Origin of the sequence: Sulfurospirillum sp. SCADC, assembly GCF_000743525.1 — a bacterium.
Lineage (GTDB): Bacteria > Campylobacterota > Campylobacteria > Campylobacterales > Sulfurospirillaceae > Sulfurospirillum.
Map to the genome: position 1 here is coordinate 15,236 of NZ_JQGK01000004.1, position 18,739 is coordinate 33,974.

The following is an 18,739-nucleotide window of genomic DNA, read 5'->3' on the forward strand; positions in this document are numbered from 1 at the left end:
ATTGTAATTGTAAAGCGCAATGGTTGCAATTTGATTACGTCAACTTTGAGTCAAATGTCACACATTTGTAATAGAGCCGTAATGAATTAATTTTAAAATTGAACTCTCATTTAAACTTAGAAGGAAGGAAAATGTCTTATACTCTGCTTAAAAATGTCATGACGACATCGTTCATCGGTTTGGTACTGAGTGCCTGTAGTACCACCACGCTATCGCCTGCGACGCAAGCGAATAATGAGGTCTATTTTAAACCTGTTAAAGCTCCGATTGCGGACGCGGAGAAAAAACAGATTATGACTTCAGAGGAAGTGGTTATCAACGGGCAGACGCATAAAATCGGTTGGCACACCATCGCACGAACGGGTCAAGTCTTACCCAGTTTAGACGGTAAAACGACGGAGATTTTTGGTCAAGTGAAAGATGAAACAGGAAAGCCTATTAGCCATAGCGATGGAAGTCCGTTTGTCTGTAAAACCAGCAAAGATGGCTCAGGCCCTGATCACACAACGCTTCATGAACGCAATGGACACTTTTATGCCATTACTCAATTTGAGTGTGGACCAGCAGCGATGTACATCTCACGACTTGAAAAAACGGCGGAGGGTGGATTTAAAGCGGTTGCGACTAGCCACATCTCACAAGCAGGTTATTACGGTGGATGGGTGCATTGTGCAGGTATGAAAACACCGTGGGGAAGCCATTTGGGCAGTGAAGAGTATGAAGCAAATGCCAGAGCCGTCGCCAAAGATGAGTACTATAATAACTTCACGCGCTATTTTAAAGAGGGCGAAAAAGCGCTCAATCCTTACTATTGGGGATGGATGCCAGAAGTGACCATCACAAGCGATAAAGGCGATACAGAGTACGTTAAACACTACTCAATGGGTCGTTTTGCACATGAGTTAGGCTATGTTATGCCGGATGAAAAAACGGTTTACTTGACCGATGATGGACTGAATGGTGCATTGTTTATGTTTATTGCCGATAAAGCGAAAGATTTGAGTGCAGGGACATTGTATTCAGCCAAGTTAGCGCAAAAAAGTGATCTTAATGGCGGTTCATTTGGTATAACATGGATCAATTTAGGACATGCAAACGATGCGCAAATTCGCAAGTTTATCGATAAAAAGCTCGCCTTTGAAGATATGTTTGAAGCGGTCAAAGACACCGATGGTAAATGCCCTGCAGATTTTCGTTCGGTCAATACAGCATGGGGAACAGAGTGTTTGAAACTCAAAACGGGTATGGGCGTTGTTGCGTCTCGTTTGGAGAGTCGAAGATTTGCAGCGTATCAAGGTGCAACGACAGAGTTTAACAAAAAAGAGGGCATTACCTTTGATGCAAAACGCAATCAACTCTACATCGCCATCAGTAGAATTCTCTACGGTATGGAAGATTACAAAAAAAGTGGTGAAGCCAGTACTAAATATGACCTTGGCGGTGGCAATCACATCAGACTTCCACGCAATGACTGCGGTGGTGTGTATAAGCTAGCGATCACAAGCGGACAAAAAGACTCTAGCGGCGTTGCGATTGCTAGTAATTTAGTCGCAGGCAATTTTGTGGGTGAAGTGATGGGCGTGATGAAAACTTATCCTAAGGGCAGTGAGTTTGAGAGCAATAAATGTGCGATCGATGGCATTGCAGAGCCTGACAACTTAACGTTTATCACCAAATCCAATGTCTTAATTATCGGTGAAGATACAGGTTTGCATCAGATCGATTATGTGTGGGCGTATGATGTTGAGACCAAAAGCCTCACAAGAATCCTTACAACACCGTACGGTTCTGAAACCACTTCTCCGTTTTGGTATCCAAACATTGGTGGTAATGGGTATTTGACAACGGTCATTCAACATCCTTACGGTGAGAGCGACAAAGATAAAAAAAGCTCACCACAAGACATTGAGTCATGGGTTGGCGTCGTAGGACCTTTCCCTGCCTTTGAATAAACTCTTGTTTGAAAGCTCAGGTACATTTTCCTGAGCTTTCTCTCCTTTATGGTTGGGTATGTTTTTTGCTTGTATCTTTACATGTAAAAGGAGTTTTCCATGGATAACAGACTATTTGAAATCGACCCGTACGCAGGGGTGAGTTATGGACTTTACAATTCGCTCAAAGGCGAAGATGGCAGTTTTGAGGACTTTTTGCTTCACTACGACTCCACGGGAGCCAGTAAAAATGATAGCTCATGGCTGACCGATTTGATCAACCAAGATACGCTCACGTCACTCTCCTCTACCACGGTTGTTGAAGCGATGAACACGTTGGGTGTGAGCGCACTTGATTTTGGAAGCTCTTCAAGCTATTTTGACACGCAAGTGTACGCGGCTAAAATGCAGTTGATGCAAGCGTTTTCTCAACGGGATGACTACGAAGCGATGAAACCTCTACTTGAACAGTTGATGGGTTAACGGCAAACGTAAGTGATGATGTCCGATTGAATCGAGCCAATGACAGGTTTTACCCATGGTTTAGGGGTATCGGTTGAGATCGCTTTGGCTGATTTGATACTATTGCCCAATTCGCGAATCACTCGTGATGGACAGTTAACTTCCACTTTGATGTAAAGAATCGTATCGTAGCTTAAGCGCTTGAGCGTCACATTGAAAAGCGTCGCTTTTTTACTCTCCTCAATTATGTAGTACTTATAAATATCTTTTTGCACCGTACGAGGCACTTCCACTTCACTTTTACGCGCTCCAAAGCAGTTGAGGCTCAGTGTCAGTGCTACTGCTATTCCAAAAAATTTTTGAATTTTCATGGGGATCTCCTAATGTCAATCTATGAGTTATTCTATCCAAAGCAGACTCATTTTGGCTTAAGCGGAATTTTCTAGTATGCGAGTTCAACAACAACGCTGCAATACGCTTTTACAGCAAAGCTCTAAAAGCTACGTTAACACTGGGTGTTCTTCGGCAGAAAGCCCACGCACCTTTGGTGCTTTCTCTTCTTGCAAAACTTAATGCACAAGAACTCTATTAAAGCGTCACTATTTCATTATTTATGATCTTTTTAGATACAATTGAAAAATTTACAGTGGTATTAGGTTTGCAAGAGGGGGCTTTGCATGGCGAATAGTGGCGAAAAAGAGCAAGATCAAAAAGAAAAAATCAAACACCTCTCCAAAGAGCTTCGTGCCGTGCAGAAAAATCTTGTGGAGCAGTTTTACACAGACCCACTCACGCGCCTTCCCAATCTTTATAAATTGCGTCATGACCTCGAAGAGATTAGTGATTTTACACTGATTATTGCCAACATTGACAACTTTAAATTGCTCAATGATTTTTACGGGTTTGTTGTGGGTGATTTCATCTTAGAATCTTTTGCAAAAAGCCTTAAAACCGAACTTCAAGATGTAAGTGTTTACCGCATGGCTGGCGATGAATTTGCCATTTTACTGCATGAACGCATGAGTTTTTACCTCTTAAAAAATTACCTCACCTATCTTTCGAAACAACTTACCCATCTGAAGTATGCTTACGCACAAACAGAGATTTACGTGGATTGCACGCTTTCATCCAGTGCGAGTTTTTCACACAGTGACATCTTTTCCAAAGTGAGTATGGCACTCAAATACGCCAAAAGAGAGCAGCTCAAATTTTGGATTTTTGAAGATACGATGAATTTCTCACAAGAGTACGAAAGCAACCTCAAATACGCCACCAAGGTGCGTAAAGCCATTATGGATTTCTCTGGCATTGTGCCGTATTTTCAGCCCATTATTGACAACACAACCGATGAGATCGTGAAGTTTGAAGCGCTCTCTCGTTTGGTCGATGAAGAGGGTGTCATTCACTCACCACACAATTTTATACCCATCGCGAAGATGATTAAGGTCTACGATAAAATCACGATGGCGATCATCGATAAAAGCTTCAAAGTGTTTGAAACACATCCGTTTGATTTTAGCATCAACCTCTCGTTTGAGGACATCATCAACGAGGAGATTTACGACTTTATCATCCGAAAACTGCGTGATTCTGATATGGGGCATCGCGTCACATTTGAGCTTTTGGAATCCGAACGTGTCAATGACTTTGACAAAGTCATGCACTTTTTCAATGAGATCAAACGCTACGGTGCGAAGGTTGCAATCGATGATTTTGGCAGTGGTTTTTCCAACTTCTCCTACATCATCAAGCTCAATCCCGATTTTATCAAGATCGATGGAAGCCTTATCAAAGACATCGACAAAGATAAAAATGCGCAGATTGTCGTGGAAACCATTGTCGATTTTTCCAAAAAAATGGGCATCAAAACAGTCGCAGAATTCGTCCACTCCAGCACGGTTCTCTCTACCGTCAAACAGCTTGGCATCGACTATTCACAAGGCTATTTCATCGACATGCCTTCACCTCAAATCGCGCTCTAAACTCTTTACATGTAAAGACTAAGCGACCTCCGTATCCCACAAAATACTTATACCGTATTCGGGATCGGGGACGACGTATTTAAAGTACTCACTTGTCCCTTTTCGCCCATGCAACCGCACCGCAATTTGCCCCTCTTTTAACAGTTGCTTCATCTCATACTCGCTGAGACTGCGTTTATTCCACCGCAAAAAGGTGTTCGAGTAGACCCGAAACCGACACGTTGCCTCGCTACTAAACACATAATCATCGTTGATGTCACGCTCCTTTTTCGCATGCTCACACGTATAAAGATTGACCTTTTGACCCTGAATGGTAAGCTTTTGCGAGATCACTGCACCTCCGCAGTAAGGACATTTGCCTAGAACCATGACACACCTCAGTTTTGATTTATGAGAGTATGGTAGCAAAGTAGGAGAAGTAAGGTTAAAAATATTTCAGAATGAAAGATAATGCACAAAAAGCTCTTTTTTTGATACAATAGAAGCACTAAAAAGAGGAAGCATCTTATGACAAAAGAGTTGATTTTAGACTATCTGACAACGCACAAAGCGTTTTTACAAGAGCAGTTTAATGTCAAAAAAATAGGACTTTTTGGAAGTTACGCCAAAGAGCAACAAACCTCACAAAGCGACATTGACATCATCGTCGATATGCCCGCTAGTTTTGACAATTACTACGCACTCAAAGAACTTCTTGAAAAAGAGCTGGGTGCGAAAGTCGATCTTGGGCTTGAAAAATCGATTCGTAAACTTATCAAAGAAAAAATCGCTCACGAAGTGCTCTATGTCTAGTCGCGATATAAGCCTTTATATTGTTGATATTTACATCGCAATCGATAAAATTTCCCGCTTTACATGTAAGATTCAAAATGGTGCTGAACTACTTGTACATGAAATGGCGTGGGACGCGTGCATCAGGGAGCTTGAGATCATCGGCGAGGCAACAAAAATACTTTTAAATAGAGGTCTTCTTAAAAGTGAATACCGTCGTATCGTCGACTTTCGCAACCAAATCAGTCATGGCTATTTTGGAATTGATGAAGAGATCGTTTGGGATGTGATCGCGCATAAATTGCCTGAATATCAAGCAGAATTGGTCACGATTGTGTCAAAAGAAAAGATAGCTCTTTTGGGCGCTATTGAACATGCGAAGGCAGAAAATGAGAAGAATGCACAAGTTTTGAAGTTTTTAGAGGGGCTAATGAAATAGCATCTATTCTTCGAGTAAAATGCCACTTTCAATGAAGCCACTAATTTTATTCACGATTTCTATATCATTTGTGGAAAAATATTCTTGGTGATAAAAATATTTATAAAGTATAAATAACTTATCTTTGTTTGTTTCAATATATAGAAAATTATCTTTTAAAACTTCAGTTGGTAAAGTTTTACTATCACCCAAAGAATATTGATGCTTTAAGTCATGTAAAAAAACTTCCATTACTGCTAATGTTTTAGTATTAAGTGTTTTTAAAGAATACAAAATATTTTCAGGAATTTTTATGTAAAAATCAGGAAATATTTTTATTTCAGAATCACGAATGTATGGAATTTTTTGTGCTATTTCAGTTAATCGAATAAGAAGATTATATTTTACAAAAATGATAGTAGTAAATGTCAAAAGATAAATTGTTCTTTCATTTACATCTTTTATTTTTTCGACATATTCTAAACAATTATTGAGCACTTGAATATAAATACGTGCATTTTTTTCTTCACTGAGTTGAATCGCATCTAAAATCGTTGTTTTATAGGATTTGAGAAGTTTATACTTATCATTTTGATAGATAACGTCAAAAAGCTCTTCTACACTTGGGCTGTAGAGTATAAATTTATTGACACTTTTTTCTTTGACGGTGTTAAAAATACTTTTATCATCACTTAGAAATGCTTCTTGCTTTGTAATGATGATAGTTTTGGTTTGGAAGTTTTCTGTGAGATTGGTAATAAAACCAAAAAGGTCGTTAAGGTCTATTTTGGAAGATTTTCGCTCAAAATCATCAAAGCAGACAATGCCGTTTGAAAGAGCTTCAGAGGCTTTATGTAATTTTTCTTTATTGGATAACTCATCTTTTAATTTAGCGATATTTTTTGCATCAATTTCAAAACCAAAAAAAGAGATTTTAGGTATAAAATCGACTGATTTTGTAAAAACAGAAGAAGCTTTTTTTATAAGATCGTTATCGCTTTCATATAAAAAACTATATGCTTTCTGCAAAATCTCGTTTTCAATATCTTTGATAGAGTCTTTACCATAAAGACTCACGAAAACATAACTTTTCTTTTTTGCTTTGATTTTTGGGATTAAATCTTTTTCAATGATATTTTTCCAAAAGTGGGTTTTTCCTGAACCCCATGCGCCTGAAAGCATCAAGATAGTGCCATTATTATCGTCATTCTCTAAATAGGGTTTTTTGCCTTCAATGAGGTACTGTTTGATGCTTTCAGAATTTGCCATAGACTACAAAAACCTCTCAACAAAAGCATCCAGATCTTCATCGCTCATCGCACCACTGACACGCTCAACTTCTTCGCCATCTTTAAAAACAATCAGCGTAGGAATGGAGCGAATCTTAAAGCGTGAAGCCAAAAATTGTTCGGCTTCGGTGTCAACTTTGGCAAATAAAACACGAAGCGGATAGACGCGTGCGGCTTGTTGGAAGGTGGGGGCGAAGGCTTTGCATGGAGCACACCACGGAGCCCAGAAGTCGACGATGACGGGAACATCGGTGTTGCTAAGGACTGCTTCAAGGATGTCGCTGGTCAGAGCGATGGGGTGTGGGTCGAGCAGGGACGTTTGGCATTTGCCGCAGTTTGCTTTTTTGTAGACTTCGAGTTTTGGGACATTATTGGTAGCCAAACAGTTGGGACAGATGACTTTCATGATTTATCCTTGTGTTGCGTATGCTTTTAAGGCGCTGAGTATTTCAGGTTCTATCGACCACTCTTTGCCATCGACTGACATCACTGATTCGCGTTTGATGCCATCAACTGAGCCTTTGGCGACGATGAATTCAAGGTAGGTTTCAACCTCTTCAAAGCTGGGTAAAACGTTTACATGTAAAACTTTTTCGAGCTCTGCGATGAAGCCGTATCCGCCCCAATTCGATACCGAAGCGATCATCGGGCAGTCGCAGGGAATGACGCAGTAGTCGTAGAAAAACTCTTTATCTTTAAGTACATCGGCGAAACTTCCCATGCCCACTTCATTGCCACCATCGCCGATGCCAAAGCTTGGGGCGGTTTTGGAGCCCAGTTTAAAAAGCTCGTCCACAGGTGCTGTGAACTCTTTGATGTCAACACCGCGAGAGTTGAGGTAGCGCCCTTCGTGGTTTTGCCCACATCGCTCGATGGAGAGGTGTGCAACGGGTTTATAGGTGTCTAAAAGCATCTCGTATTCTTGAACGCTTAGCCCTTCAAGAGGGATGTAGAGGGTTTTTATGTCGAAAAAGTACTCCTCACAAAAATGATCGGTGACGATGACAGGCGTGTAGCCTAACGTTTTGAACGCTTTGGCTAAAAAGTACGCCCCCAAAGGGCCATCGGTTTCGGCAAAACCTGCTACGTAAAAACCAGTGTAGATGAACACAACGCCTTTGTCCAGTTTTAAAAAAGCATGAACCGCATTTTTGGTGTGTTCGCTTCGGTAATGCGCTTGAATTTTGTCCATATGACGGGTGGAATGTTGAAGAACGATCTCTTCGATTGTATTAAAAGTGTGCATAAAAGCCTTTACATGTAAGAATTGTCTGGAAAAATTGTATCTAAAAATTGGGTACAATTCGATTAGTTTTTGATTAAAGGATGACCATGACGCCAAAAGAGTTACGCGCCAAAATCGCTAAAGGCGAGTTTACCAGACCCACAGCGGGCGAATGCCCCGGCTACATTCAGATGAATATGGTAGCCCTTCCCAAAGAGTATGCCAAGCGCTTTGAAGCGTTTGCCAAAGAGAATGCCAAAGCGATTCCCGTGCTTGAGGTGATTTACGAGGGGCATCATTCGAGTATTTTAGCTAAAGGTGCTGACATCTTAAGCGAAATTCCAAAGTACAACATTTTGCGAGATGGCGTTGTGGTCGAAACTGTGACCGACATCACGCCTTATTACAATCCTGATTTGGTCTTTTTCTTGATTGGGTGTAGCTTTTCGTTTGAGACCGCACTCATTGAAAATGGCATGCCACTGCGCCACGTCGATCAGCAAAAAAATGTCGCGATGTATCGCACCAATATCGCGCTTAAACCTGTGGAAGGCTTTTCAGGTGAGATGGTCGTAAGCATGCGCCCGATCAAAAAAGAAAAAGTCGCCGACGCGTGTGTTGTGACAAGTCATTTCCCTCGTATGCACGGCTCGCCGATACAAGTGGGTTACCCTGAGATGATCGGCATTAACGATGTTTCAAAGCCTGATTATGGCGATGCGATTGAGATCAAAGCGGATGAAATTCCATTGTTTTGGCCTTGCGGTGTCACGCCTCAAAATGTCATCACAGCCATGAAACTTCCCTTTGCGATCACCCACGCACCAGGGCATATGTTTGTGACCGATAAAAAAGACAGCGAATACTACGAATAAAATCCAATAATGTCATAAAGCACCAAAGGTGCGTGGGCTCACTGCCGAAGTGAACTCAGCGTTAGCGTAGCTTTTAGAGCTTTGCTCTAAAAGCGTGTCACGGTATAAATGCCTCTTGAAGAGGGTGAAACTGATAGGTTTTCACCACTTCAGGAAGCTTCTTCTCCAACATCTCAATTCCTTGAGGTTCATTTTTATTGCCATGAATCAAGATGATACTTCCTGTTTTTATCGGCTCATTTTTCGCGATCCACGCATTCGCACCGAGGGGAATCAAAAAGTAGGTCTCACGCAGTTCTCGCATCAGTTTTTCATCGGCAATGAGACCGGGAAAGCGAAAAAAGACCGATGGCGTAATGCCTTCTTCTAAGAGTTTTTTCTCCACACCTAAAATCTCACCTTGAACATCGGTGTTTACATGTAACATAAAATTATCGCAAATCGGAAGCTTTGGGTCGTAAAAATGGGTATGCGAATGGTTCACCCATGTGATCTGCAAAAGCGGATTATGGACCAGTTCTTTAAACTCTTTTTCATGGTGCTCTTTCCACGCGGAACTCAGTGCAATCGCAATCGGTGTTTTGCCATTTTGCTTTGTGAGTTTTTCGATAAAATCGCGCTCGTACCCTTGTTTGCTTGAAGGGCAGAGATCCATGCTGAGGTAAATCGCCTTGGGATTTTGCGTAAGGGCGTGGGTCGCGCCACCGTTTACATGTAAAGCGGTTGCCTCCTTTAAACGCTTGGCAAAAAGGCTTTGGTAAAAGCGCTCATCCAAAGGCTGAAATTTAGTTGCATCGAGGGCGAGAACTTTGGTTTGCAGGGTTTGCGTGTTTGTGGTAAGGTAAAACGTGACGCCACTGAGCTCAAAACGGCGAGAAATCAGCAGAAGTGTTCCATTTTGTTCGTATGCTTTGACAAAGACTTCGTAGCGCTTTATGTGCTCAACTGCTACCAAAGGAAGCCAACCGAGCATTAAAGCAAAAATTAGTCGTAACATGCACACTCCTTTTACAAGAATTTTAGCTCTTTTTTGAAAAAATATGATTATAATTTTGTAAATAGACTTCTTTCATACCTCTTGAAAAGATAAAGAGTTTGCTAAGAGTGCGTTAATTTTTGAAACTCAAAATTGAGTCATAGCCAAAGCTATGGCGATATTTTTAGTTTCAAAAAGTGATGGGCTATGAGCGACACTCTTTTTTCAATGAGGTATGAAAAAAGTCTAATATTGTCTAGGCGGTGTTTGAAGTTTCAAACGGATTTTGAAGGCTTTTAAAGCCTAATTGTAAGAATGAGAATGAGAGAATGACGGTCAACGAAGCAGTTTTAGAGATGCGTTACAGCGGAATCCCTGAAGAAGACATTGAGGAGATTCTCGAAATTTGCAAAAAAAAGGGGCTTAGTCCTCAAAACATTGACAATGAACTAGCAACCAGAGGCTTGGATAAAGTGTTTGAGTTTGAGTACGATGCCAGTGAGAGTTGGTTTGAAAGTGGAGCAAGTGCTTCAGCGCCAAAAGTCCCCAATAAACAGGGCACAGAAAAGGAAAAAAAGTAGATGGCAAAGCAGATAAGACAGATCATTGAAGAGTACTACGATGTGGTTTGGAACGAGAAAAAACTCGACCAAGCACAACGATTTTTAGACCCTTCACTCAATTTTAGAGGCTCGCTCGGTATGCGAGTCGATAGTATCAATGGGTTTTGTGACTACGCCAAGATGCTTTTTAGCGCCTTCCCCAATCTCTACCATGTGATCGAAGACATCGTCATCGATGGCGATAAAGCCGCTGTAAGACTCGTTTACACCGCAACACACTCTGGAAAACTCTTTGGTTTCGAGCCTACAGGAAATCGCATCCGTTACTCAGGAGCCTGCTTTTTTAAATTTGAAAATGAAAAAATCGTAGACGCGTGGGTCTTGGGTGATCTTAACGCACTTTACGGACAACTTAACAGCGCCAATCATTAAGAGTTCTGAAAGAACTTTTAACACGCTTTCAAAGCAAAGCTTCTCAAGCTACGTTAACACTAGGTTCTCTTCGGCAGAGAGCCCAAGAACTCTTGGTGCTTTCACTTCTTGCAAAATTATTTTGCAAGAAGGTTATTAGTTGTTGCATTTTTTTGCCTCTTTATGTGCCATCATGGAGTGAACGAGTAACGTCGTTACGATGATGGCACCTCCCATCAACGTATTGATATGCGGTTTTTCATCCATCAATATCCAGACCCAAAAGGGTGCGAGTACAGGTTCTATAATCGTTAAAAGCGCTACTTCAACCGAGGGTAAAAACTTGGTGCCAATGCCTATAAACGCGCGCGAAAGTGGCGTTAGTAAAATCCCCATAAAGAAAATAATCCCGATAGAGTAGCTATCCGGTAACACCATAGGTGCGCTAAGCATGGCGAGAAGCGATGCGATGAGAGCCCCTGTTCCAAAACATGCCAAACGATTGACCTCTTTGTTTCGCTCTAAAACAGATAGCATTGAAACAAAGGCTAATACACAGCTAAAAGCATAGAAATTTCCTTCCATATTGCCAAGACCTAAGTCATTAAATAAAATGATCGAAAGTCCTATAAAAACAAAAAAGATCGCTCCAAAGGTACGGCGTGGTGTTTTTTGTCTGAAAAAGATAAATGCGATCATTGCGCTCACCAAAGGGCCTGTACTTAAGATAAACACAGCACTTGCAACACTGGTATGTTTGATGGCAAGGATAAACAGAAAATTGCTAAGTCCTATACAAAGTCCACTCCAAAGTATGGAAGAGAGGTGATTTTTGTAGATGGAAACAATAGTATTTTTATATTTTATCCACAGCGTAAGATTGAGACTTACAAACATGCACAGACCAAAATAAAAGGTAAAGTTCTGCGCGCTCACATGGGTCATCTTAATCAATGGCGATTCAAAACTCATTAAAATCATACCAAGGGAGGTAATCCTAAAGGCTTTTGCGTAGGTCATGGGATTACTTTGTTTGGTTTTTGCGAAAGGTGATGTAGAGTTTTTCGATCTTTGTGCGCGCCCAAGGGGTTTTACGGAAAAATTTGAGGCATGCGTTGATGCTGGGATTGACATGAAAGCAGTTCATACGCATCATTTCATCGAGTTTTTCCCAACCGTAATGTTCTTGCAATTCAGTAATAAGTTTTTCAAGTGTGACGCCATGAAGGGGATTGGTAGTGTGTTCGGTATTGTTCATTGATTCCTCAAAAATGGGTTTTACATGTAAGGGAAATCCTTACATGTAAAAGGTGTTTAGTATTTTTCAACAACGAGTCCACCGTAACTTTGTACGGTTGGCATAATCTCGATGCGATTGACATTGACGTGTTCTGGAAGTTCTGCCAACGCGAAAATGGTATTGGCAATATCTTCTTTCGCAAGCGGTGTGGAATGGGCATAGACTGCATCGGCTTTGGCTTTATCCCCTTTAAACCTAATATCGGAAAATTCGGTTTGTGCCATGCCTGGCTCAATGTTGGTTACACGCACATGCGTGCCTTTTAGGTCGGTTCGAAGGTTGAGTGAAAACTGTTTGACAAACGCTTTGGTCGCGCCATACACATTGCCACCCTCGTACGGCCAACTGCCTGCGGTGGAACCGATGTTAAAAATGTACCCTGTTTTGCGCGCCACCATGACCGGAAGAACGGCTTTGGTTACGTAGAGTAAGCCTTTGATATTGGTGTCGATCATCTTCTCCCAATCATCCAAACTCGCTTCATTCGCATGCTCTAGTCCCAAGGCAAGTCCTGCGTTATTGACCAAAATATCGATGTTTTTGTACTCGTTTGGAAGTGAGGCGATGGCACTAAACACCTCTTCTTTTTGAGTCACATCAAAACACAGTGGCAAAATTTCGCAGGTGGATAAACGATTTTTCAGTGCTTCAAGTCGCTCTTTGCGACGACCCGTAACGATGACTTTATAACCAGCTTTCGCAAATTTCTCAGCCATTGCTTCTCCAAAGCCAGAAGTTGCTCCTGTAATCAAGACGATTTTTGACATGCGCATCCTTTACATATTTTTTATGATTATAGCAAAGTGAGGTGTAATGATACCTTTGGTAACTTGCTCAAAAAAGAAATTTCTCCTCCAAATTGCTAAAAATAGCCTTAAAATGGCTCTTTGCAATGGGTGAATTCAAGAAATCATACGCTTTGTTTAAAATTTCATCAGTTCTATTTGCCACAAAAGTCCAAAAATATATTAAGATTTCTTTGTTGAGTAAAAAGTATTCCTTTTAGTATTCCTAAATTTTACTAAGGTGTAAAACGTGGCAAAACAGAAATTTGGCGCAGAGATCATTCAGCGTGTAATAGAGAAAAATCAGACCAAAAAACGTGAAATTGCCCAATTGACCTTAAAAATTGACGCGAAACTTGATATCGCCCTTACAAAACTTTCCAGTGCTTTAAATATCTCCAAAAACAGATTGATCGAAGATATTTTGATGGAGAGTGGCATCTTGCAAGAGGTTGAGGAGAACTACTATGAGTAATTTCCCCACGCAAACGCTGGTTGTTCAATCCATACTAGAGGGCATCAGCAAAGCGGCGTACAACTTTCTTTTTTGGACGAACAACCGCCTTTCGCTCTCCAGTGGCCCTCAAAAAATTCTCTCCATTCACGTGGCACAGTCGTTGAGCCTGATTGAAAATGCGCCTGAGGTGTTCATTGATGCGACGGTTTCCGATATTTTGCGCTGTTCACTTCCCAACCGAAAAGCATTTAAGATGTTTATGGAAAAAAATGCGCTCTCTCAAGGCGTTTTTAGCATCACCCTCGATGAGCGATTTTCGCATCAAAATCACAATGACTCGACATCGCATGTGATCATCACGCTCAAAAATGGTGTTTGCAATGCCAAAGCGGAGTACAGTTACGAGATTGAGCGTTTGTGCAAAATGCTTCAGCGAAAAACCAAAGACGACAGCGCATTGGACTATGGTGTGTTTGCCTTTTACTCAGACCTTTCGCCTCAGGCGCGCAAAAAACTCTCCAAACGCATACCTGAAATTATTGCCAGTTTTGATGAGGTTGTGAGCCATTTTCCTTCTCTTCGTGCCAAGTGCATTAGCACTCCGATTCGTGAAGTGGAGAGTGTGGGTGAGTGGATGGCAGGGGCGTATGTGATCGAGCCAAACGTTGAAAATTAAGCAGAATTGTCTTTACATGTAAAACGATTCTGCTGAGTTTTCAAAATTTATAAAGGAGTGAGAATGAAGAAAATGTTTCCAAAATTGACAGCCTCTTTAGCGGTCTGTTCGATGTTAACCAGTGCAAGTTTCGCGGCAGCCGATGTGATTAAAATCGGTGTGCAAGCGCCTATTACAGGGCAATATGCCAATGAGGGTCAAAGCATCGACAACGGTGTGCGTTTGATCGTTGAGCAGTACAATGCAAGAGGTGGCGTATTAGGTAAAAAGATAGAAGTGGTCACCTGCGATGACCAAGGTGCGGCGCAACAAGCAGCGATTTGTGCAAAAAAATTGGTGAATGAAGGCGTAAAAGCGGTCATCGGCTCCTACACTTCAGGTGCAACCGAAGCGGCTCAAACGACGTATAACCGAGCAGGGGTACTTCAAACCAGCGATGGTACGAGTGACTCATTGATTGCGCACAAATACTGGACATTTTTTAGAAACTCATTCCCAAACAGTGCAGAAGCCGAATACACCGCGAAATACTTTGTAGAGGGCAAACAGTACAAAAAAATCGTGGTTCTCTCCGACTACTCAAGCTACTCAACCGACTTAGCGGACGCAACCGTGAAAGCGCTTAAAGCGAAAAATGCCAATATCATTTACGAAGGCAAAATCAAATCAGGCTCTCAAAACTTCACAGCGACGTTAACCAAAATCAAATCGATGGATCCTGACGTGATCTATTTTAGCGGTTACTACACCGATGGCGGACTCCTAAGAGCGCAACAAATGCAACTGGGCATTAAAGCAGACTTTGTGGGTGGCGACTCCAATGACAATCCAGACTACATGAAACTAGCAGGTGAGAGCGCTAAAGGCACCTTGCTTATCAATGTTCCCACACCTGACATCTTGCCGTACGACATCGCTAAAACGTTCTTAGTCGACTACAAAGCAAAATTCAACATGATGCCTGCATCCATTTGGTCACTGATGAATGTGGACGGACTTCGCGCGATTTTACATGTCATGGAGCTGAGCAAATCAGACGATACGAAAGTGATCGCAGAAGGCTTGCATGCCCTCAAAGATTTCCCAGGTATCACAGGCCCTGTGACCTTTAGAGAAGATGGCGAGCGCATTGGTGGTGGTTACATGACCTATGAAGTTCAAGCGGATAAAAGCTATAAGATCGTTTACCAATAAAAAAGAGCGCACAGCCAAAGAGGGTTTCTCTTTGGCTGTGCCATTACATTAGGATAAGGTGATCTTATGGATATTTTCTTACAACAAATGGTCAATGGTCTGACCATCGGAAGCCTTTATGCGCTCGTAGCGTTGGGCTATACGATGGTGTATGGCGTGATGCGACTGATCAACTTTGCGCACGGCGACCTCGTGGCTTTTTCAGCGTTTATCGGCTTAAGCGTTTATGCCCAAATATTTGGAGAGAGTGTCACCTCTTTGGTGGCAGTCATCACGGTTTTTGTCTTCACAGCGGCCATTGTAGCGTTTGTGGGTGTGCTTCTTGAGCGTCTTGCATACAGACCTTTACGAACGGCACCACGTCTAAGCGCAGTGGTTTCAGCCCTTGGAGCAGGGCTTGTGATTCAAAATTCGGTGATGCTGATTTGGGGACCCAATATGAAAATATTTCCCTCCAACCTTTTTCCCTCAACGATTTGGGAAATCGGCGGCATCGTCATTACGTTTACGCAAGTGATGATTTTGGGCGTTTCATCGCTCTTGATGGTGGGACTTTACTTTTTCATTCACCAAACCAAAATTGGCACCGCGATTCGAGCCGTGGCGATTGACCAAGACGCGGCAAAACTGATGGGCATTAATGTCAACCGCATTATTATGATTATTTTCATCATTGGCTCTTCTTTGGGCGCGGTGGCCGGACTGTTTATCGGCACCTATTACCGTGGCATTACCTTTGATATGGGTTGGATGTATGGGCTCAATGCCTTTGTTGCGGCGATTATGGGAGGCATCGGCAATATCCCCGGTGCGATGCTTGGAGGGTTACTTTTAGGACTCTTTAACGCGATGATTACGGGTTACATCTCGACGCAATGGGCGGAAACCTTTACGTTTGTGCTGCTCATCGGCATTTTGGTGTTACGACCCACAGGCATTTTGGGCGAAACTGTGGCGGAGAAAGTATGATGAACAAAACCAGTCTGATAGCAATTGCATTGCTTGTATTTATGGGCTTTTTCCCTCTGTTTGTTGACTCTGCATGGTTAGCCGTCGGCACCACCTTTTTGGTTTTTGCTGTCGTAGCACTCTCTCAAGACATCATTTTAGGGCGCGCAGGCGTTTTTCACATGGGACATGCACTGTTCTTTGGTTTGGGTGCGTACACGACTGCGATTTTAAATGTCAACTTTGGACTGCCTATCTTAGCGACATGGGTGCCTGCGGTGTTGGTTCCCATGCTCGTTGCGTTTATCATGGTGGCTCCGATTATTCATTTACGAGGTGATTATCTGCTGGTCGCGACCATTGGCTTTAACATCATCTTTATTCAAGTGCTTGAAAACGATGTTTTTGGGTTGACTGGAGGGCCAAACGGTCTTTTCGGCATCGATGTGGTAAGAGTTTTGGGTTACGACTTCAGCTCTCAAACGCACATGTACTATATGGCGTTTATCCTTTTGGGCATAACGCTTTTTATTATGCGCAATCTTGATAAGAGTAAATTTGGGCGAGCGATGTTTTACATCCACAAAGATGAGATTGCCGCACAAAGCATGGGCATTAATGTACGCTACTTTAAACTTTATGCGTTTATCTTGGGTGCGGGCATCGCGGGAGCGGCGGGAAGTATGTTTTCGGTTCAGTACTCCGCGGTCAGTCCTGAAGCGTTTAATGTCACGCAGTCTATTATGTTTTTCACCATCGTTTTAGTAGGTGGTTCGGCTTCGCTTCCGGGTGTTTTAATTGGAACGTTCATCATGTTTGTGCTTCCTGAAATGTTTCGAGAGTTTGAGACGGCGCGTTATTTGGTCTTTGGTATTGCGATGATTTTGACGATGATTTTACGCCCTCGTGGCATTTGGCCAGTTCGTTTTGGCAACATCCCAGACTTCCTTAAAAAGGGGGTCAAATGAGCGAGTATCTTTTAGAAATCAGCCATGTCAGCAAATATTTTCAAGGACTGGTCGCCATTAATGACCTTTCAATGAAGGTCAAAAAAGGGCAGATTTACGGCATCATCGGCCCTAACGGTGCGGGCAAAACGACGCTGTTTAACTGCATTACCGGTATTTATCGACCTGAAATCGGGCAAATTTTGTGGAAAGGCAAAGATATTAAAGGGATCAGTCCGCATAAAATTGCGGAGCTTGGCATCTTGCGTACCTTTCAGACGATTCGTCTCTTTTCGGAGATGAGTGTGGCAGAAAACATCATGTCGGGTCGTCACATCAAATCTAAACAGCGCTGGTATAACGGCGTTATCCCCACGCCTGCGTATTACAAAGATGAGAAAGCAAACTGGAAAAAAGTGGGCGAACTGATGGACTTTTTCCATCTTTCAGAGTTTGCGACCACACCTGCAGGCGATCTCTCGTATGGCATTCAAAGACGCATTGAGATGGCACGTGCTCTTGCGGCTGAGCCTGAGCTTCTCATTCTCGACGAGCCCGCCGCAGGGCTCAATGAACATGAGACGTTGGAGCTGACCCAAACGATTCGCAAAATTCAAGCGATGGGTGTGACGATCATGATGATCGAGCACGACATGGAGATGGTGATGAGTTTGTGCGAATACATCACGGTCATTAACTTCGGCGCGAAGATCAGCGAGGGTGTGCCTTCGTTTATCCAAGACGATCCTGTAGTGATTGAGGCGTATATTGGCAGTGATGAGGATGACGATAATGAGTGAAAAATTATTGGAAGTAAAAAGTTTACATGTAAACTATGGCGCGATTGAAGCGATCAAAGGCATTGATTTGTACGTCAATAAAGGTGAGGTCGTGACGATCCTTGGTGCCAATGGCGCAGGAAAAACAACGACACTTCGCACGATCAGCGGGCTGTTGAAGCCTAGCGCTGGAAGCATCTTTTTTGATGGCAAAGAGATCACACAACTGCCTGCACATGAGATCGTAAGTCTGGGCATGAGCCATTCGCCTGAAGGTCGTCGTGTGTTTGGCACGCTCAGTGTCGAAGAGAACCTGATGATGGGTGCGTACAGTCTTAAAACGTTTGATGCGCCGACATTGGAATGGATTTATGAGATTTTGCCACGGCTGAAAGAGCGCAAAAAACAGCTTGCAGGAACACTCAGTGGTGGTGAACAGCAGATGTTAGCGATTGGGCGAGCGATTATGAGTAAGCCAACGCTTTTGATCTTGGATGAACCCAGCCTTGGACTGGCTCCTGTTTTGGTTAAGGTGATTTTTAAGGCGATCAAAGAGATCAGCAAAACAGGCGTCACCGTGCTTTTAGTCGAGCAAAATGCGAAAGCGGCACTTAAACTGGCTCATCGTGGCTATGTGTTGGAGCTTGGGAAAATAACCCATAGCGGAAGCAGCGAGGAGCTTCTCAATTCGGAAATGATACAAGAGGCATATTTGGGCAAGAAAAAAGAGGCGTAACTTCAAACAAAGAT

At 42.6% G+C, this 18,739-nt stretch carries 24 protein-coding genes; 15 read left to right on the top strand and 9 right to left on the bottom strand.

Annotated features, from left to right (window positions below; all coding sequences use genetic code 11):
- The first annotated feature begins 131 nt into the window (after positions 1-131).
- Together JU57_RS03340 and JU57_RS03345 are read left to right on the top strand one after the other, a co-directional pair.
- Positions 132-1,952, top strand: coding sequence for an alkaline phosphatase PhoX (locus tag JU57_RS03340; protein WP_037956982.1), 1,821 nt, complete (start codon positions 132-134; stop codon positions 1,950-1,952).
- 99 nt (positions 1,953-2,051) lie between these two features.
- Positions 2,052-2,414, top strand: coding sequence for a hypothetical protein (locus tag JU57_RS03345; RefSeq protein ID WP_037956985.1), 363 nt, complete (start codon positions 2,052-2,054; stop codon positions 2,412-2,414).
- Here the strand turns inward: JU57_RS03345 and JU57_RS03350 are convergent.
- On the bottom strand, positions 2,411-2,764 hold the full coding sequence (locus tag JU57_RS03350; protein WP_037956989.1) for a hypothetical protein: 354 nt from the start codon (positions 2,762-2,764) through the stop codon (positions 2,411-2,413). The two genes, JU57_RS03345 and JU57_RS03350, sit on opposite strands and share 4 nt — an antisense overlap.
- Before the next feature lie 306 nt (positions 2,765-3,070).
- On the opposite strand from JU57_RS03350, the gene JU57_RS03355 reads away from it, so the two are divergent.
- Positions 3,071-4,375, top strand: coding sequence for a bifunctional diguanylate cyclase/phosphodiesterase (locus tag JU57_RS03355; protein WP_037956993.1), 1,305 nt, complete (start codon positions 3,071-3,073; stop codon positions 4,373-4,375).
- An 18-nt stretch (positions 4,376-4,393) separates the two neighbouring features.
- Here JU57_RS03355 and JU57_RS03360 read toward each other — a convergent pair whose 3' ends face one another.
- Entirely contained in the window at positions 4,394-4,744 is a 351-nt protein-coding gene (locus JU57_RS03360; protein ID WP_037956996.1) for a hypothetical protein, read from the bottom strand.
- 138 nt (positions 4,745-4,882) lie between these two features.
- On the opposite strand from JU57_RS03360, the gene JU57_RS03365 reads away from it, so the two are divergent.
- Together JU57_RS03365 and JU57_RS03370 are read left to right on the top strand one after the other, a co-directional pair.
- A complete protein-coding gene (locus JU57_RS03365; protein ID WP_051906551.1) occupies positions 4,883-5,167 on the top strand; it encodes a nucleotidyltransferase family protein in 285 nt (94 codons plus the stop codon).
- A complete protein-coding gene (locus JU57_RS03370; protein ID WP_051906552.1) occupies positions 5,160-5,585 on the top strand; it encodes a HepT-like ribonuclease domain-containing protein in 426 nt (141 codons plus the stop codon). The genes JU57_RS03365 and JU57_RS03370 overlap by 8 nt, the downstream gene beginning before the upstream one ends.
- Positions 5,586-5,588: 3 nt before the next feature.
- On the opposite strand, the gene JU57_RS03375 is transcribed toward JU57_RS03370, so the two are convergent.
- The 3 genes from JU57_RS03375 to JU57_RS03385 are packed head-to-tail and all read right to left on the bottom strand — an operon-like array spanning position 5,589 to position 8,099.
- Positions 5,589-6,833 carry a P-loop NTPase fold protein gene (locus tag JU57_RS03375; protein WP_037956999.1) on the bottom strand — a complete coding sequence of 415 codons (1,245 nt, stop codon included), beginning with the start codon at positions 6,831-6,833 and terminating at the stop codon, positions 5,589-5,591.
- A gap of 3 nt (positions 6,834-6,836) precedes the next feature.
- Positions 6,837-7,259, bottom strand: a complete 423-nt coding sequence (gene trxC / locus JU57_RS03380; protein ID WP_037957002.1) for a thioredoxin TrxC — start codon at positions 7,257-7,259, stop codon at positions 6,837-6,839.
- A gap of 3 nt (positions 7,260-7,262) precedes the next feature.
- Positions 7,263-8,099, bottom strand: coding sequence for a DUF4392 domain-containing protein (locus JU57_RS03385; RefSeq protein WP_037957005.1), 837 nt, complete (start codon positions 8,097-8,099; stop codon positions 7,263-7,265).
- A gap of 86 nt (positions 8,100-8,185) precedes the next feature.
- Here JU57_RS03385 and JU57_RS03390 point away from each other — a divergent pair, with 86 nt between their 5' ends.
- Positions 8,186-8,953 carry a putative hydro-lyase gene (locus tag JU57_RS03390; protein ID WP_037957008.1) on the top strand — a complete coding sequence of 256 codons (768 nt, stop codon included), beginning with the start codon at positions 8,186-8,188 and terminating at the stop codon, positions 8,951-8,953.
- Between the two features lie 97 nt (positions 8,954-9,050).
- Here JU57_RS03390 and JU57_RS03395 read toward each other — a convergent pair whose 3' ends face one another.
- Positions 9,051-9,950 carry a hypothetical protein gene (locus JU57_RS03395; RefSeq protein WP_051906554.1) on the bottom strand — a complete coding sequence of 300 codons (900 nt, stop codon included), beginning with the start codon at positions 9,948-9,950 and terminating at the stop codon, positions 9,051-9,053.
- Positions 9,951-10,258: 308 nt separating this feature from the next.
- On the opposite strand from JU57_RS03395, the gene JU57_RS03400 reads away from it, so the two are divergent.
- Both JU57_RS03400 and JU57_RS03405 read left to right on the top strand, forming a co-directional pair.
- Complete coding sequence (locus JU57_RS03400; RefSeq protein WP_294875626.1) at positions 10,259-10,510, top strand: hypothetical protein; 252 nt, start codon at positions 10,259-10,261, stop codon at positions 10,508-10,510.
- Complete coding sequence (locus JU57_RS03405) at positions 10,511-10,924, top strand: ester cyclase (RefSeq protein WP_037957011.1); 414 nt, start codon at positions 10,511-10,513, stop codon at positions 10,922-10,924.
- A gap of 135 nt (positions 10,925-11,059) precedes the next feature.
- Here the strand turns inward: JU57_RS03405 and JU57_RS03410 are convergent, their stop codons facing one another.
- Genes JU57_RS03410 through JU57_RS03420 form a run of 3 tightly spaced genes read right to left on the bottom strand, consistent with a single transcriptional unit; the run spans position 11,060 to position 12,970 of the window.
- Positions 11,060-11,923: a DMT family transporter gene (locus JU57_RS03410; protein WP_037957013.1), complete on the bottom strand. Its 864-nt coding sequence runs from the start codon at positions 11,921-11,923 to the stop codon at positions 11,060-11,062.
- 4 nt (positions 11,924-11,927) lie between these two features.
- On the bottom strand, positions 11,928-12,161 hold the full coding sequence (locus JU57_RS03415) for a VF530 family protein (protein ID WP_037957016.1): 234 nt from the start codon (positions 12,159-12,161) through the stop codon (positions 11,928-11,930).
- Positions 12,162-12,217: 56 nt separating this feature from the next.
- The gene (locus JU57_RS03420) at positions 12,218-12,970 is read right to left on the bottom strand and encodes an SDR family oxidoreductase (RefSeq protein ID WP_037957019.1); all 753 of its coding nucleotides are present in this window, start codon (positions 12,968-12,970) and stop codon (positions 12,218-12,220) included.
- A 268-nt stretch (positions 12,971-13,238) separates the two neighbouring features.
- Here JU57_RS03420 and JU57_RS03425 point away from each other — a divergent pair, with 268 nt between their 5' ends.
- The 7 genes from JU57_RS03425 to JU57_RS03455 all read left to right on the top strand — a co-directional run bounded on the left by JU57_RS03425 (position 13,239) and on the right by JU57_RS03455 (position 18,725).
- A complete protein-coding gene (locus tag JU57_RS03425) occupies positions 13,239-13,463 on the top strand; it encodes a hypothetical protein (RefSeq protein ID WP_037957022.1) in 225 nt (74 codons plus the stop codon).
- A complete protein-coding gene (locus tag JU57_RS03430; RefSeq protein WP_037957025.1) occupies positions 13,456-14,121 on the top strand; it encodes a hypothetical protein in 666 nt (221 codons plus the stop codon). The genes JU57_RS03425 and JU57_RS03430 overlap by 8 nt, the downstream gene beginning before the upstream one ends.
- Before the next feature lie 63 nt (positions 14,122-14,184).
- The gene (locus JU57_RS03435; protein ID WP_037957027.1) at positions 14,185-15,315 is read left to right on the top strand and encodes a branched-chain amino acid ABC transporter substrate-binding protein; all 1,131 of its coding nucleotides are present in this window, start codon (positions 14,185-14,187) and stop codon (positions 15,313-15,315) included.
- Between the two features lie 66 nt (positions 15,316-15,381).
- Complete coding sequence (locus tag JU57_RS03440; protein ID WP_037957029.1) at positions 15,382-16,284, top strand: branched-chain amino acid ABC transporter permease; 903 nt, start codon at positions 15,382-15,384, stop codon at positions 16,282-16,284.
- Entirely contained in the window at positions 16,281-17,231 is a 951-nt protein-coding gene (locus JU57_RS03445) for a branched-chain amino acid ABC transporter permease (RefSeq protein WP_037957031.1), read from the top strand. Before JU57_RS03440 ends, JU57_RS03445 begins: the two co-directional genes overlap by 4 nt.
- The gene (locus tag JU57_RS03450) at positions 17,228-18,010 is read left to right on the top strand and encodes an ABC transporter ATP-binding protein (protein ID WP_037957033.1); all 783 of its coding nucleotides are present in this window, start codon (positions 17,228-17,230) and stop codon (positions 18,008-18,010) included. Before JU57_RS03445 ends, JU57_RS03450 begins: the two co-directional genes overlap by 4 nt.
- Positions 18,003-18,725 carry an ABC transporter ATP-binding protein gene (locus JU57_RS03455; protein WP_037957035.1) on the top strand — a complete coding sequence of 241 codons (723 nt, stop codon included), beginning with the start codon at positions 18,003-18,005 and terminating at the stop codon, positions 18,723-18,725. Before JU57_RS03450 ends, JU57_RS03455 begins: the two co-directional genes overlap by 8 nt.
- Positions 18,726-18,739 lie beyond the last annotated feature (14 nt).

Excerpts from the sequence above, each read along its gene's own strand:
- JU57_RS03405 (WP_037957011.1), top strand. The coding sequence starts at position 10,511 with ATGGCAAAGCAGATAAGACAGATCATTGAAGAGTACTACGATGTGGTT.
- JU57_RS03400 (WP_294875626.1), top strand. The coding sequence starts at position 10,259 with ATGACGGTCAACGAAGCAGTTTTAGAGATGCGTTACAGCGGAATCCCT.
- JU57_RS03350 (WP_037956989.1), bottom strand. The coding sequence starts at position 2,764 with ATGAAAATTCAAAAATTTTTTGGAATAGCAGTAGCACTGACACTGAGC.
- JU57_RS03345 (WP_037956985.1), top strand. The coding sequence starts at position 2,052 with ATGGATAACAGACTATTTGAAATCGACCCGTACGCAGGGGTGAGTTAT.
- JU57_RS03385 (WP_037957005.1), bottom strand. The coding sequence starts at position 8,099 with ATGCACACTTTTAATACAATCGAAGAGATCGTTCTTCAACATTCCACC.
- trxC (WP_037957002.1), bottom strand. The coding sequence starts at position 7,259 with ATGAAAGTCATCTGTCCCAACTGTTTGGCTACCAATAATGTCCCAAAA.
- JU57_RS03340 (WP_037956982.1), top strand. The coding sequence starts at position 132 with ATGTCTTATACTCTGCTTAAAAATGTCATGACGACATCGTTCATCGGT.
- JU57_RS03410 (WP_037957013.1), bottom strand. The coding sequence starts at position 11,923 with ATGACCTACGCAAAAGCCTTTAGGATTACCTCCCTTGGTATGATTTTA.
- JU57_RS03370 (WP_051906552.1), top strand. The coding sequence starts at position 5,160 with ATGTCTAGTCGCGATATAAGCCTTTATATTGTTGATATTTACATCGCA.
- JU57_RS03430 (WP_037957025.1), top strand. The coding sequence starts at position 13,456 with ATGAGTAATTTCCCCACGCAAACGCTGGTTGTTCAATCCATACTAGAG.
- JU57_RS03390 (WP_037957008.1), top strand. The coding sequence starts at position 8,186 with ATGACGCCAAAAGAGTTACGCGCCAAAATCGCTAAAGGCGAGTTTACC.
- JU57_RS03355 (WP_037956993.1), top strand. The coding sequence starts at position 3,071 with ATGGCGAATAGTGGCGAAAAAGAGCAAGATCAAAAAGAAAAAATCAAA.
- JU57_RS03375 (WP_037956999.1), bottom strand. The coding sequence starts at position 6,833 with ATGGCAAATTCTGAAAGCATCAAACAGTACCTCATTGAAGGCAAAAAA.
- JU57_RS03395 (WP_051906554.1), bottom strand. The coding sequence starts at position 9,950 with ATGTTACGACTAATTTTTGCTTTAATGCTCGGTTGGCTTCCTTTGGTA.
- JU57_RS03450 (WP_037957033.1), top strand. The coding sequence starts at position 17,228 with ATGAGCGAGTATCTTTTAGAAATCAGCCATGTCAGCAAATATTTTCAA.
- JU57_RS03365 (WP_051906551.1), top strand. The coding sequence starts at position 4,883 with ATGACAAAAGAGTTGATTTTAGACTATCTGACAACGCACAAAGCGTTT.
- JU57_RS03440 (WP_037957029.1), top strand. The coding sequence starts at position 15,382 with ATGGATATTTTCTTACAACAAATGGTCAATGGTCTGACCATCGGAAGC.
- JU57_RS03445 (WP_037957031.1), top strand. The coding sequence starts at position 16,281 with ATGATGAACAAAACCAGTCTGATAGCAATTGCATTGCTTGTATTTATG.
- JU57_RS03415 (WP_037957016.1), bottom strand. The coding sequence starts at position 12,161 with ATGAACAATACCGAACACACTACCAATCCCCTTCATGGCGTCACACTT.
- JU57_RS03435 (WP_037957027.1), top strand. The coding sequence starts at position 14,185 with ATGAAGAAAATGTTTCCAAAATTGACAGCCTCTTTAGCGGTCTGTTCG.
- JU57_RS03360 (WP_037956996.1), bottom strand. The coding sequence starts at position 4,744 with ATGGTTCTAGGCAAATGTCCTTACTGCGGAGGTGCAGTGATCTCGCAA.
- JU57_RS03455 (WP_037957035.1), top strand. The coding sequence starts at position 18,003 with ATGAGTGAAAAATTATTGGAAGTAAAAAGTTTACATGTAAACTATGGC.
- JU57_RS03420 (WP_037957019.1), bottom strand. The coding sequence starts at position 12,970 with ATGTCAAAAATCGTCTTGATTACAGGAGCAACTTCTGGCTTTGGAGAA.